This window comes from Bradyrhizobium sp. CCBAU 45384, from assembly GCF_028128665.1.
GTDB lineage: Bacteria > Pseudomonadota > Alphaproteobacteria > Rhizobiales > Xanthobacteraceae > Bradyrhizobium > Bradyrhizobium manausense.
Genome location: NZ_LBIZ01000120.1, coordinates 282,402 through 295,450 on the forward strand (window position 1 = coordinate 282,402; position 13,049 = coordinate 295,450).

At 64.3% G+C, this 13,049-nt stretch carries 8 protein-coding genes and 1 tRNA gene; 3 read left to right on the forward strand and 6 right to left on the reverse strand.

Features of this window, described 5'->3' with window-relative positions; translation table 11 throughout:
* Window positions 1-207 precede the first annotated feature (207 nt).
* Both XH80_RS41090 and XH80_RS41095 read left to right on the forward strand, forming a co-directional pair.
* Window positions 208-1,746 (forward strand): sensor histidine kinase, encoded by a 1,539-nt coding sequence (locus XH80_RS41090; RefSeq protein WP_083514284.1) that lies wholly within the window; start codon window positions 208-210, stop codon window positions 1,744-1,746.
* 297 nt (window positions 1,747-2,043) lie between these two features.
* A tRNA-Arg gene (locus tag XH80_RS41095) sits at window positions 2,044-2,120 on the forward strand.
* A 29-nt stretch (window positions 2,121-2,149) separates the two neighbouring features.
* Here XH80_RS41095 and XH80_RS41100 read toward each other — a convergent pair.
* The 6 genes from XH80_RS41100 to XH80_RS41125 form a co-directional block, all read right to left on the reverse strand.
* Window positions 2,150-2,533 (reverse strand): hypothetical protein, encoded by a 384-nt coding sequence (locus XH80_RS41100; RefSeq protein WP_271603545.1) that lies wholly within the window; start codon window positions 2,531-2,533, stop codon window positions 2,150-2,152.
* A 35-nt stretch (window positions 2,534-2,568) separates the two neighbouring features.
* A complete protein-coding gene (locus tag XH80_RS41105; protein ID WP_271603546.1) occupies window positions 2,569-7,392 on the reverse strand; it encodes an NAD-glutamate dehydrogenase in 4,824 nt (1,607 codons plus the stop codon).
* Window positions 7,393-7,703: 311 nt separating this feature from the next.
* Window positions 7,704-7,988 carry a GYD domain-containing protein gene (locus XH80_RS41110; protein WP_271603547.1) on the reverse strand — a complete coding sequence of 95 codons (285 nt, stop codon included), beginning with the start codon at window positions 7,986-7,988 and terminating at the stop codon, window positions 7,704-7,706.
* A 266-nt stretch (window positions 7,989-8,254) separates the two neighbouring features.
* Window positions 8,255-9,190: a sensor domain-containing diguanylate cyclase gene (locus XH80_RS41115; RefSeq protein ID WP_271603548.1), complete on the reverse strand. Its 936-nt coding sequence runs from the start codon at window positions 9,188-9,190 to the stop codon at window positions 8,255-8,257.
* Window positions 9,191-9,412: 222 nt separating this feature from the next.
* Window positions 9,413-11,080, reverse strand: a complete 1,668-nt coding sequence (locus XH80_RS41120; RefSeq protein ID WP_271603549.1) for a tetratricopeptide repeat-containing glycosyltransferase family protein — start codon at window positions 11,078-11,080, stop codon at window positions 9,413-9,415.
* Window positions 11,077-11,220, reverse strand: a complete 144-nt coding sequence (locus tag XH80_RS41125; RefSeq protein WP_271603550.1) for a hypothetical protein — start codon at window positions 11,218-11,220, stop codon at window positions 11,077-11,079. Before XH80_RS41125 ends, XH80_RS41120 begins: the two co-directional genes overlap by 4 nt.
* Window positions 11,221-11,348: 128 nt before the next feature.
* Here XH80_RS41125 and XH80_RS41130 point away from each other — a divergent pair, with 128 nt between their 5' ends.
* Window positions 11,349-13,037, forward strand: a complete 1,689-nt coding sequence (locus XH80_RS41130; RefSeq protein ID WP_271603551.1) for a methyl-accepting chemotaxis protein — start codon at window positions 11,349-11,351, stop codon at window positions 13,035-13,037.
* Window positions 13,038-13,049 lie beyond the last annotated feature (12 nt).

The following is a 13,049-nucleotide window of genomic DNA, read 5'->3' on the forward strand; positions in this document are numbered from 1 at the left end:
CAGGACCGCGCAGTTCCGGTGAATATCGCTGTTTCCTTCCTGTTTCCTTCCTGTTTCCCTTGGGGTTTTTAACCCTTGAGGTGGCGGATAGCGATATCAGCGCCTACATCCCACCTTGGCAGATTAGCGATCTGTAATTTGACCGCCCCGGGGGGCGGTCGCATCCTCCATCACCAAGCTCTCAGAAGGCCAGCAGGGGCGAACTTCGTGGAAGCGACGGACCTTCAGCAGCCGGCCCAGAATCCGGATCAAAGCCTGGATCGAGATCTGGATCGGCCAGAGGACCAGCCGGGTTCGCCGGCGACGCGGTCCCGTGGCCCGGGCGGGCTTGGGCTATCGGGCAAGCTGCTGCTGCTGACCGTCCCCCTGGTCATGATCGCAGCCGTGCTGCTTTACGTCCCCGCGATCGCCAACTTCTGGGTCAACCGCCTCAACGACCGCGTTGCGGCGGCCAACACCGCGGCACTGGTGCTCGACGCGGCGCCGCTTGGCATGGTGCCGGACTCGCTGTCGCGGGAAATCCTCAAAAGCATCAATGCGCGCGCCGTCGCGATCAAGATGGGCCAGCAGCGCCGGCTGCTTGCCAGCGACAATCTGCCGTCCGCGATCGAGCATGACGTCGATTTGCGCGACATGACCGTGTGGGAGGCGATCACCGGCTCGTTCCAGATGATGCTTGAGACCGGCAACCAGCCGATCCGCATCGTCGGTCCCGGTGTCGGCAATGCCCAGTTCGTCGAGATCGTGACCGACGAATTGCCGCTGCGGCAGTCGATGTACCGCTTCTCCCGCAACGTCGTGGTGGTCGCGCTGATCATCGGTGTTTTGACCGCGGGTCTCGTCTATCTCGCCCTGCACTATCTCTTCGTGCGGCCGATGCGGCGGCTGACCGCGAGCCTGGTCGGCTTCCACGAGAATCCGGAAAGCTCGGCCCGGATCATCGTGCCGAGCCAGCGCAGCGACGAGATCGGCGTCGCCGAGCGCGAATTGTCCGACATGCAGCGCGACCTGATGTCGATGCTGCATCAGAAGAGCCGGCTCGCCGCGCTCGGTCTTGCCGTCTCCAAGATCAACCATGATCTGCGCAACCTGCTGGCTTCGGCGCAGCTCTTGTCGGATCAGCTCGCCAGCGTGCCCGATCCCCGGGTGCAGCGCTTCGCGCCGAAGCTGGTGCGCTCGCTCGAACGCGCCATCGCGTTCTGCCAGTCGACGCTATCCTATGGCCGCGCCCAGGAGGCCGCGCCCGACCGCCGCATGTTGCTGGTCGAGCCCGTCGTGCTCGAGGTGCGCGAGACCGCCGGTCTTGCCAACGACGCCACGATCGCCTGGGTCGCCGCGATCGAGCGCGGCCTTTCGGTCGACGCCGATCCCGACCAGCTGTTTCGCGTGCTGCTCAACCTCGTGCGCAACGCCGCCCAGGCGCTGGAGAGCCATGCCTCCGGCGACGGCGGCCCGCAGCAGATCCGGATCACCGGCAAACGCGAGGGCGCCGTCGCCATCCTCGAGGTGTCCGATACCGGCCCCGGCGTACCCCAGAAGACCCGGGAACACCTGTTCGAGGCCTTCCAGACCTCCGGCCGCCCCGGCGGCAGCGGGCTGGGCCTCGCCATCGCCGCTGAGCTCGTCCGTGCCCATGGCGGCGACATCCACCTCGTCGAAGGCACCATCGGCGCCACCTTCCGGATCGTCATCCCCGACCGCCCGGTGGAACTCCTCTCCATCCGCAGCGAGCGGCAGCGGGCGTAGGTCGGCCAAAGGCCGACTGAGCTGCCAGGGGGCCAACCCCTCATCCGTCATTCCGGGGCGCGACGAAGTCGCGAGCCCGGAATCCATCGGGCCGCATACGCTGAGGCGCAATGGATTCCGGGCTCGCCGCTTCGCGTCGCCCCGGAATGACGGAGATAGGCACGAAAATACGCCAAAATCTCTCCCTCCCAGACCTTGCCAACGCCGGCAAGAGCAGTTAGTCAGAGCGCTCTTCGCACCCCTCCGGCGCTGTCCGGAGGCTGCGTGCGGGCCTGGCCCGCACGAGCAGCGAAAAACGCGCCCGTAGCTCAGCTGGATAGAGCATCAGACTACGAATCTGAGGGTCGGACGTTCGAATCGTTCCGGGCGCGCCATTTTTGGCCATTCGTTGCGAGGCCCTCTCCTAGCGTTGACCACGGCTCTGGTTCGGAATTCTTGCCGCGACGTTCGGCCGGTTTTTCTCGAGCCAGGCCACGGCTTCGGGTCCGTTGACGACGCACTCGAACGTTTCCCAGGCCGGGTCCTCGATCTTGTCGGGTTGCAGTCGCTTCGCCGCATATTCAACGAGATCATGCAGGCCTTCGTATCCGCGTCGGCGCTCGAGGGAGTCGACAATCGCCGTGCTGGCCCAGCCTCGTTGGGCCAAATCGACAATGCTCGGAACGTCAGCCTCGCTGAACCAGGGCGTAGCATCGAACTCGAGGCAGCGGATGTTGTCGGCGGTATGGCAAGTCGCGTGGATCATCGGGTCCCTCCATTCGCTGGCTGACAACCATTCACCTGACATTGCATTCCAGATTCGCTCGTGCAGCCGTGCGCCCGTCAGCCTTTGACCAGGTCGCTCAGCAAGTTGGCCGCCACCATCAGCTTGGCAAGCGTCAGGCCACCAGCGGCAATCTCCTCGACCGCTCGGCGGATGCGCGTGGCTTCAGGATGAGCCACAAGCCACGTCTCGGCAGCCTGCTGACCGGATTGGCCGATGGTCAGCATGTCTGCGGCCAGTCGTCTTTCGGCAGCTGCGATCAGGTCGACGGCACGGTCGATGGCGAGGCGTTCGAAATGATCGCTTGCCGGCACGTTGCGCGCAGCGGCGGTGATGCGGTCGAGACGGAAATTGGCCTCGGCGGCAAAGAACGTCGCTGCGGCATCGCCGATGCTGCGACCGGTACCCTCGGCGACGGTCACGATATCAGGCGCCGAGTGCAGGGCATCGAGGTCGGCAAGATCTCCGGCGAGTCCGCTCGGGACGCCGGCATCGGTCAGCTCCTGCCGGCGCTTGGCTCGCGCGGCCTGCATGTCCGGCGGCAGGGCGTCGTCGAGCGAGGCTGCAACGTCGCGGACGGCAGGGCCAAACCGGGCGATGATTGCGCTCAGCCCATCCTTGAAATCGACGTTGCGCACATACCAGACCATGCGGGAGAGCAGCAGATCCTGGATCGCCGCGTAGAGGCTGAGCTGCAACTGCCCGTCGATGAGGGTGTCGAGCGCGTCGATCCCGTCGTTGAGCCGCCTGAGCTCGTAGATCGCGTCCACCGCAACCTGCGCCATGACGATGGTCGAGACATCGGCGTCGGTTTCGTCGGTCAGGCGCACGATGCAGGCTGGGCCGCCGCGATTGATCACGGCATTGACGAGACTGGTCGCGATGATCTCGCGTCGCAGGCGATGGAGCTCGACCGCGGTCGGGAATTTATCGAGAACTTCGCGCGGAAAATACAGGGACAGTCTGCGGGCGAGATAGGGATCATCAGGCACGCCCGTGACGAGCAGGTCCTCGTAGAGCGTCAGCTTGGCGTAGGCGAGCAGCACTGCAAGCTCGGGCCGTGTCAGGGCCTGGCCGCGCCGCGTGCGCTCAGCGATCGCGGCGTCGTCGGGCAGGAATTCGACGGCACGGCTGAGCAGGCCGCGCTGCTCGAGCGACTGCATCAGGCGGGTGAGGAAGCCGGTCTCAGCCATGCCCTTGCGTTCGGCGAGCGAGAGCGCCAGCGTCTGCAGATAGTTGTTGCGCAGCACCAGCGTGCCGACCTCGTCGGTCATTGCGGCAAGCAGGTTGTTGCGGTCGGCGAAGCTGAGGCGTCCCTCGCGTTCGGGGCGTGCCAGCGCGATCTTGATGTTGACCTCGACGTCGGACGTGTTCACGCCGGCCGAATTGTCGATGGCGTCGGTGTTGAGCTTGACGCCCTTCTGCGCCGCTTCGATGCGGCCGCGCTGGGTGACGCCGAGATTGGCACCTTCGCCGATGACCTTGGCGCGAACCTCGGTCCCGGTGATGCGGATCGGATCGTTGGCGCGGTCGCCGGCCTGATCGTCGCTTTCCGTCGACGCGCGGATGTAGGTGCCGATGCCGCCGAACCACAAGAGGTCGGCGCGCGCCTTCAGGATCGCCGTCATCACCTCGAAGGGCGTTGCCTGCTCCTTGTCGAGATCGAGCAGGCTGCGCACTTCCGGCGCGAGCGGGATCGCCTTGAGCGAGCGCGAGAACACGCCACCTCCTTCCGAGATCAGCGATTTGTCGTAGTCCTGCCAGCTCGATCGCGGCAGGTCGAACAGGCGCTTGCGCTCAGCGAAGCTGGTCGCGGGGTCGGGGGATGGATCGATGAAGATGTCGCGGTGATCGAACGCCGCAACGAGCTTCGTCGCCGGCGAGAGCAGCATGCCGTTGCCGAAGACGTCGCCGGACATGTCGCCGACGCCGACCACGGTGAACGGCATGGTCTGAATGTCGGTGCCGAGCTCGCGGAAGTGGCGCTTGACCGCCTCCCAGGCGCCGCGCGCCGTGATCCCCATCTTCTTGTGGTCGTAGCCCTGGCTGCCGCCGGAGGCGAAGGCATCGCCGAGCCAATGGTTGTTCTCGGCCGAGATCGCATTGGCGACGTCGGAGAAGGTGGCGGTGCCCTTGTCGGCGGCGACGACCAGATAGGGATCGTCGCCGTCGTGCCGCATGGTCAGGTCGGGCGGCACCACGATGTCGCCGTCAAGATTGTCGGTGAGTTCGAGCAGCGAGCGCACGAAGATGCGATAGGCTTCGGTGCCCTCCGCGAGCCACGCCTCGCGATCGGAGGGCGGCGGCAGGTGCTTGGGCACGAAGCCGCCCTTGGCGCCGACCGGCACGATCACGGCGTTCTTGACTTGCTGCGCTTTCACGAGGCCGAGGATCTCTGTACGGAAATCCTGCGGCCGATCGGACCAGCGCAAGCCACCGCGCGCAACCTTGCCGAAGCGCAGGTGAATGCCTTCGACGCGCGGTGAATAGACGAAGATTTCGTAGAGCGGTCGCGGCGCCGGCAAATCGTCGATCTTGCGCGCGTCGAACTTGAAGGAGATCACCGGGCGCGGATGTCCATCCGGGCCGAGCTGCCACAAATTGGTGCGGATGGTCGATTGCACCAGATTGGTGAAACGGCGCAGGATGCGGTCTTCATCGAGCGAGGCGACGGATTTGAGCTGCTCCTCGATCTCGGCAACGAGAGTTATCTCGCGCGCCGAACGCTCGCGATCGGTCAGGACAAGGCGCGGATCAAGGCGCGTCTGGAACAGCGCGACGAGGTTCGCCGTGATGGCGGCGTTCTTGCGCACCGTCTCCCACATGTAATCCTGGGTGAACGGCGTGCGAATCTGGTGCAGATAACGCGACAGCGCCCGGATAGACGAGACTTCCCGCCAGCCGAGCGCAGTGCGCAGGATCAAGGCATTGTATCCGTCGGATTCGGCGCGGTCGGTGACAACAGCCATGATCGAGGCCTCCAGGCGATGGCTGAAGTCCCGGCTGATCTCGATCGGCTGGCCGTCGCTGGTCTCAATCGTCATGTCGTGCAGCCAGACCGGCTCGGGCCTGTTGCCGGGCACGATCTGATAGGTGCGTTCGTTGACCACGCGCAGGCCGTGATTTTCGATCACGGGCACGCGGTAGGACAGCGATAGAGGCGCGGCATCCGAAAACACCCTGAGGCCGAAGCGCCTGGGATCGTCCTTCTCGAAGCGGTGAACCGAAATCGTCACCGGGCGGGCTGGTGTGAGCTTCTCGATAGTGGCGATGTCGGCGACCGCCTGTTCGGCCGTGGAAGCCTCGGTATAGCCGCCGCTGAAGGCCTGAGCGTAGCGATTTGCGAGCATGCGCGCCCGCATGCCGTCGGTCGACGCAGCCAGCGCCGCCTTCAGCTTGTCGGCCCAGGTCGCGGCAATGGCGCTGATCCCGGCTTCAAGCGTGGCGCGCTCGACGGCGGGAGTCTTACCTTCATAGCGTCCGATGATGAATTGGACTCGCGCCAGGGCGCCTTCCGGGAACGAGACGTAGGAAGCGGACAGGGTCCCCTTGTAGGCCTGCGCCAGGAAGGCTCCGACACGCGTACGGACGTCGGTGTCGTATTTATCGCGCGGAATGAAGGTGAGGATGGAGACGAAGCGATCGAACTTGTCGACCCGCGCCAGCGCCCGGACGCGGGGACGCTCATAGAGAATCAGGATCTCCATGACGAAATTGAAGAGGGTATCGACGTCGATCTGGAAAAGTTCGTCGCGTGGGTATTCCTCGAGAATATGCTGGAGAGCTTTGCCCGAATGGCTGTTCGGGTCGAAGCCGGCGCGCTGGAGCACCCGCGATACCTTGTGGCGAACATAGGGGATCTGTCGTGCCGAGCGCGTATAGGCACCCGAGGTGAACAGACCGACGACTCGCAATTCACCCTCGAGCCGGCCGTCGGGCGTATAGAGCTTGATGCCGACGTAATCCATCCGGATGCGGCGATGAACGCGGCTGCTCACATTGGCCTTGATGACAATGAGCAGGGTCGGCTCGCGCATGAACTCGCGAATCTCCGACGTCATCACCACCATTTCGCTGCCGCGGCGCAGGACCTTTACGTCGGGATCGCGGAGGATACCGAGGCCCTCGCCGGTCGTGATGTCGTCCGACGCATCCCGCCCTGGCAGGAAGCGATATTCGCGCACGCCGAGAAAGGTGAAATTGTCCGCGCACAGCCATTGCAGGAACTGGTTGGCTTCGGCGACCTCGTCGATCGGCAGCGGCGGCGGATTGGACGAGAACGTCTTGACCGCGTCCTCGACGCGGTCGCGCATGGCGCGCCAGTCCGCGACGCAGGCGCGCACGTCGCCGAGCGTCCTGGTCAGGCCGTCAATCAGCCTCTCGCGGTCCGCGTCGGCGTCCAGGCGGGTGATGTGGAGATGAATCAGGCTCTCTCGCGCGCCCTTTTCCCCTTCCGGCAGTGCCTCGCCGTAGAAGCGCAGGAGCTTGCCCTGCTCATCGCGCTCCACCGCGATGATGGGGTGAGCGACGAGGGTGACTTCGATGCCCTGCTCGGTGAGCTCCGCCATGGTGGAATCGAACAGGAAGGGCATGTTGTCGTTGAGGATTTCGAGCACTGAGATCTCGCGCCCGTCCGGCATCAGCGGATTGACGACGCGGATATCGGCACGCCCCGCCGTGCGCCGCTGCACATGCTCCCAGGCTTGCTCCGCCAGGAAGGCAAGCGAGGAGGCATCGTGACTGGCGAGATCCTCGACATTGGTGAAGGCGAACAAAAGCTCGGCAAAGCTTCGGGGGGCCTTTCCCGGCTGCACGCTTCCTGCCGCCTCGCGGATCAGAGTTGCCCGGGCCTTGTCGTCACGCCACGCCATCGCGTCCTCCATCTCCCACCGACGATCCGCAATGACGGTCGGGCATTGTGTTCTTGGAGTGCGCCTCTTCGAGCGCATCTTCTTGACCGTGTTTCAATCGCCTCGGCGAAATCTTCGGTCCTGCGGCTTCCGCGATATTAGCATTCCGCAGCCGTCATGGCGCGCGGAGTTGTGGGGCGCGCTTTGGGGCGGAACCGGTGCCGACGACCATCGTGCCGTTGGGTGCCCTGCAAAATGACGAGGAATCTCAATTGCGTCAAAGTAGCTTGAACGGCCGGGCCGTTTCGGCTGCCCGGCCGTCGCCTCCGTGAGCCAGCAAGCGCTCAGCCCGCTGCGTTCTTGATCGCGGTTTCGAAGCTCTTTGCGTCGAAGGCCGGCATACTTTGGATCCGCCCTAGACCTTGGGTCGAGTACCAGACGGAGAACGCGAGCACCGCTTCCGCATTCGGGGCATCAACGACGTCGACGAAATCGTAGTAGCCCTGCGTGTAGTGGATCGACTCGATCTTGATACCCAGATTGTCGAGCCTTGCCTTGGCCTTGCCGATCCGTTCCGATTGCCTGCTCGCCCACTCCGGGCTCAGATTGCCAAGCAGTACATATTTCATTGGCCACCTCCACGTCATGTTGATCATCGCGCGCGAAGGAACCTGACAACTATACGCCTTCCCGCGCCCTGCGTACATGCCGTTCCGTGGCGAAGGCGGCATGGGAGCCGGGCCTGGGAGGAGATTGCCCGATGACCCCTGGTGCAAATTCGAAGACTAGCCCTGCCATTGGCGACCGGACCGTGTCCCAGGCCACAACATCATAGCGCAACAGCGAGCACGCAGTGCCCATCTTCATCGGCCGTGGCGCGCCATTTCAATCTGCGCTAAGCCGCCAGGCCCCGCTTCTCGTCCCCGATCAGGTGGACCCGGTTACGGCCGGCGGCCTTGGCGTCATAGAGCGCGATGTCAGCTTCGGCGAACAGTTCGGCGATCGGCCGGCGGTGCGGGCGGCCGATCAGGGCAGCTCCGATCGAGGCGCCGACTTCGAGGCGAAGACCGTTCCAGAACAGCGGGCGGCTCAGCATCATTAGGGTCTTTTGCAACACACGTGCGATCCGCGCAGGGTCCTTCGGGGCGCGCAGGATGATCGCGAATTCATCGCCACCGAGCCGGCCGACCAGGCCGGCATTGTGGAAGGCCCGCCGCAAACGCTGCGCGACCTCGCACAGGCATGCGTCTCCGGCCAGATGGCCGAATGTATCGTTGAGCTGCTTGAAGCCATCGAGGTCGATCAGCACCAGCGCCGAGGCGAATCCGTGATTTAGGCTGTCGTTGACCACCTCGCGATAGCGGGCCTGAAAAACCGAACGATTGGCGAGACCGGTCAGCGGATCGGTTTCGGCTTGCTGCCGCATGCTCTCGAGAGCCTGCCGGTCGGAGGTGACGTCCTGCTTGCAGCCGAAGATCCGCACCGGCCGGCCGCCCTCGTGCACCGCGTTGATCGAGAGGCGCATCCAGCGCCGTTCGCCGCGCCAGGTTCGGATCTGGGCATCGAGCGTCACAGGCGAGCCGCTCCGGATCACTTCGGCTCGCGCGAGCTCCATGTGGCGCCTGGATTCGTCGATGTAGAGGTCAACGATGTCAGCGCGCCGCAGCGGGTTGCTCTCGGGAAAGCCGAAGATGTCGTAGACGCCCTGGGTCCAGCTCAGGCGCTCGGTCTCGAGCACGCATTCCCACGCGCCGATGCGCGCGGCATTCAGGGCCTGATCATAGAGTCGTACGCGAACCTCGTCCGGCAAGGTCGCATGGTCTTCTGTCATCGACGGTCCGGCAGCGTATCGCGATTTTGCCCAAAGACTTAAGGAAGCGCTCAAAGGCTAGGGCGTCTGCGTTAACGAATTCTGTATGTCGATGGGAGCAGGCCAAGGGAGCAGGCCAAGGGAGCAGGCCAAGGGAGCAGGCCAAGGGAGCAGGCCAAGGGAGCAGGCAAAGGGAGCCACAAACATGTGCCGGCCGGCGACGTGCGCCGCCTCTCGGGGGACTCAACCTCCGAATGCGGCGGCGAGGACCCGCAATTCGTCCCTGAGGCGATCAAGCACGGTCTCATAGTCACGCGTCTCGGTCTGGCGAAACAGCCGCACGCTCGGATACCAGGGGCTGTCGGTGCGATCGAGCAGCCAGCGGTAGTCGGGCGTCCATGGCAGCAGGATCCAGGTCGGTCGACCAAGGGCGCCGGCGAGATGGGCGACGCTGGTGTCGACCGTGATGACGAGATCGAGACAGCTGATCAAGGCGGCAGTCTCGGTGAAGTCGGTGAGTTCTGCGGTCAGGTCGAGAATGTCGCTTCTCTCGCGCAACACCGCCGCATCGTGCGGCCGCGGCGCCTTTTGCAGGCTGACAAAGCTGACATCGACGTCGAGGATGCGCGACAGCGTTCGCAACGGAATCGAGCGCGTCTCGTCGTTCACGTGCGAAGGATCGCCGGACCAGACCAGGCCGACCCGGAGCCTGGTGCGAGGACCAAGCCTGCTGTCCCAGGCCTGAACGCGGCTCTCCGGCGGAGTGGGCAGATACTGTCCGGACGGGATCGTGTCGAGACGGGTGTTGAAGGCGAGGGGAAGGCTCGAGATCGGGCAGTGCAGATCGAAATCAGGCAGCGTGCCCGTCGCCGACATCGGCACGCAGACAGATGCACCGCTCAAGTCAGACATCAGCCGATGCAGCGGATCCTGAACGGCAAGGAGAACGCGCGCACCGCGCGCGGCCAGCATCGGGACGTAGCGGGCGAAGTGAATGGTGTCGCCCAATCCCTCGTCCGCAGCGATCAGGATCGTCTTGCCTTCAACGTTCTCGTCACCAAGCCACATCGGTTGCGGAAAGGGAGGATATTTTGACGAAGGCAGCTTCGACCGCGTCTGGTGCCCGAGCCAGCCGGCTTCGAAATTGCCGGTCAGGAGCTGGGCCAGCGACACATTCCACGCGGTCACCTCATTGCTTAAGCCCAGCGAAATCATGCGGTCGGACAGCGCGAACAGCTCGTCGAAGCGATGAAGGTGAAACAGCGCGACCAGTCTGTTGTCGAAGGCATCGGCAAAGCGCGGCGCCAGCGCGATGGCCTTTTCGAACCAGACAAGCGCCTCTTCGTTGCGGCGAAGCCGCCTGAGCGCAAGGCCGAGATTGTTGCAGATCTCGGCATCACCGGGGTCGAGCCGGTGCGCCCGCGCGCCTTCGGTCGCGGACTCCTCGTACCGCTTCAGGCCATAGAGAACCCATGCACGCGTCCGCAGCGTCTGGGCATGGTCCGGCAACAGCCTGACGCTCTCGTCAAGACGCGCAAGAGCCTCCTCGCTGCGCCCGAGCTTGTGGAGCAGAATTCCGCTTTGGCCCCATAGGCCAGCATCCTCACGCCGAAGCTGGATAGCCTTGTCGAGCACCGCCAGTGCTTCGTCGCAACGTCCATGCAGCTGCAGCACGGTTGCGAAGCTCGCGAGATATTCCGCCTTGGGGGCGCGCCGGATAGCGCGGACGATCCATTCCAGGGCGTCGTTGTATTGCCGGGCCTGAAGATGCAGCAGCCCCATGAGATGCTGGGCGTCGGTATGCTCGGCATCGATTCCGAGGGCCTGCTGGTAGCAGGCACGCGCGTCGAGATGCCGTCCGGCCTGGAAATGCGCAAGGCCCGCTTCGCAGAAGGCGGCGGCTGTGCTCATTGCTGCTCGGTCCCATGAATGGCGAATGGCCACCTCAGCAGCACGAGATTGCGCGAGGCTTGCGGCCGCTCCGGACGGTCGATTGCGGCCATCGTCTCCCGCGCCGCCGACAAAAGCGACAACAGCGACGCGGCGCTCATGCGGATTTATCCACGAGGACGGACCAATTCTCAATCGCTCTCGAGGGTGGAAGTCGTATCCTTAACGTAGATGTAATGAGTGCTCCATATTGGTTCTCGCGCCACAAACCTGGCACCGGAGCGCAATGATGAAACTGATCAACAATCTCCCGATCGCGGCAAAATTGGGCGGGCTTATCGTCCTCGCATTGCTGGGCTTGGGGGTTGCGGGTCTCCAAGCTGCTCGCCTGATGAGCGACCAGCTCCTGGCCGACCGGACTGAGCAAGCGCGCACGATCGTGGATATCGCCAAGAATGTCGCGCTGGAGCTCCAGAAGCAGGTCGATGCCGGTCGGATGACCAAGGAGCAGGCGATCCAGGAATTTGCCAAGCGCACGGCAAGCATGACCTACGACAAAGGCGAAGGTTACCTCTTCGTGTACACGATGGACGGCGTGCTGCTGGCGCATCCTGACTTGAAGCTGATCGGCACCGATCGGCTGGATGCCGTGACTGGCGGGCGCAAGCTGATTCGCGAGTTGCGCGACGGCGTGGCCTCCAAGGGCGAAGTCACCTTGAGCTATGAGCACACAAAGACGGGCGAGACCCGGCTGTCGCGCAAGTTGACGTATGCGGCCGGCATTCCGGCATGGAGCGTGTTCGTCGGCACAGGCGCTTACCTCGACGATTTGGAGGCCAAGCTTTGGCCGATCATCCGATCGTTGGGCTTCTCGATGCTCGTGATTGCCTGCGTCACCGGGCTCGCCGCCTGGCTCACCGCACGCGGGATTACCGTTCCACTCGGGCTGCTGCGAGACAGCATGCGCAAACTCGCGAGCGGCGATCTTCAGGTAACGGTTTCCAACGGGGGGCGGCGTGACGAGATCGGCTCGATGGCCGAGACCGTTCAGGTGTTCAAGGACAACGCCATCCGTATCCGAGGGCTTGAGCAGAAGGAGGCTGAAGCGCAGCAGCAAGCCATCGCCGATCGCCGTGCGGCCATGGCGGCGCTTGCCGACGGGTTCGAACGCAGTGTCGACGGCGTGGTGCGCGCTGTCGGCCTCTCCGCGGGTGAAATGCAGACCGCCGCAGAATCCATGACGGCGACTGCCGGCGACGCCAGCCAGCGCGCGGCTACCGTAGGTCAGGCTTCGGAAAAGGCACTCGGCAACGTACAAGCCGTTGCTGCGGCGGCCGAGGAGCTTTCGGCCTCCGTCGCCGAGATCTCACGCCAAATGCTGCAATCGAGCGAGATCGCGCGCCGTGCTGTCAGCGAGGCTGAGCAGACCAATTCGACGGTGCAGCAATTGTCGGGTGGCGCCGAGAAAATCGGAGCGGTCGTCCAACTGATCCAAAACATTGCCGAGCAGACCAATTTGCTGGCACTCAACGCCACCATCGAGGCTGCGCGCGCCGGCGATGCCGGCCGGGGCTTCGCGGTGGTCGCATCCGAGGTCAAGGCACTGGCCACTCAGACCGCCAAGGCGACGGAGGAAATCTCGACCCAAGTGTCGAGCATGCAGGCGACAACCGGCGAAGCGGTCGTGGCGATCAATGGTATTGCAGGGACCATTGGCAAGATGAGCGAGATTGCGATCGCGATCTCATCTGCGGTGGAAGAACAAGGCGCGGCGACGCAGGAGATCGCTCGCAACATTCAATCCGCCGCGCAGGGCTCGAGCGAGATCACGAGCCATATCGGCGGGGTGAGCAAAGCGGCCACGGCTACCGGCTCCGCTGCGTCCGAAGTGTTGCGCGGCGCGCGCGAACTCGACCAGCAGGCCGGAACGCTGCGCATGGCGGTTGACGGATTCCTGCGCCAGGTTCGAGCGAGCTGAAAAGCTGAGGCG

Excerpts from the sequence above, each read along its gene's own strand:
- XH80_RS41100 (WP_271603545.1), bottom strand. The coding sequence starts at position 2,533 with ATGTCAGGTGAATGGTTGTCAGCCAGCGAATGGAGGGACCCGATGATC.
- XH80_RS41105 (WP_271603546.1), bottom strand. The coding sequence starts at position 7,392 with ATGGAGGACGCGATGGCGTGGCGTGACGACAAGGCCCGGGCAACTCTG.
- XH80_RS41110 (WP_271603547.1), bottom strand. The coding sequence starts at position 7,988 with ATGAAATATGTACTGCTTGGCAATCTGAGCCCGGAGTGGGCGAGCAGG.
- XH80_RS41115 (WP_271603548.1), bottom strand. The coding sequence starts at position 9,190 with ATGACAGAAGACCATGCGACCTTGCCGGACGAGGTTCGCGTACGACTC.
- XH80_RS41120 (WP_271603549.1), bottom strand. The coding sequence starts at position 11,080 with ATGAGCACAGCCGCCGCCTTCTGCGAAGCGGGCCTTGCGCATTTCCAG.
- XH80_RS41125 (WP_271603550.1), bottom strand. The coding sequence starts at position 11,220 with ATGAGCGCCGCGTCGCTGTTGTCGCTTTTGTCGGCGGCGCGGGAGACG.
- XH80_RS41130 (WP_271603551.1), top strand. The coding sequence starts at position 11,349 with ATGAAACTGATCAACAATCTCCCGATCGCGGCAAAATTGGGCGGGCTT.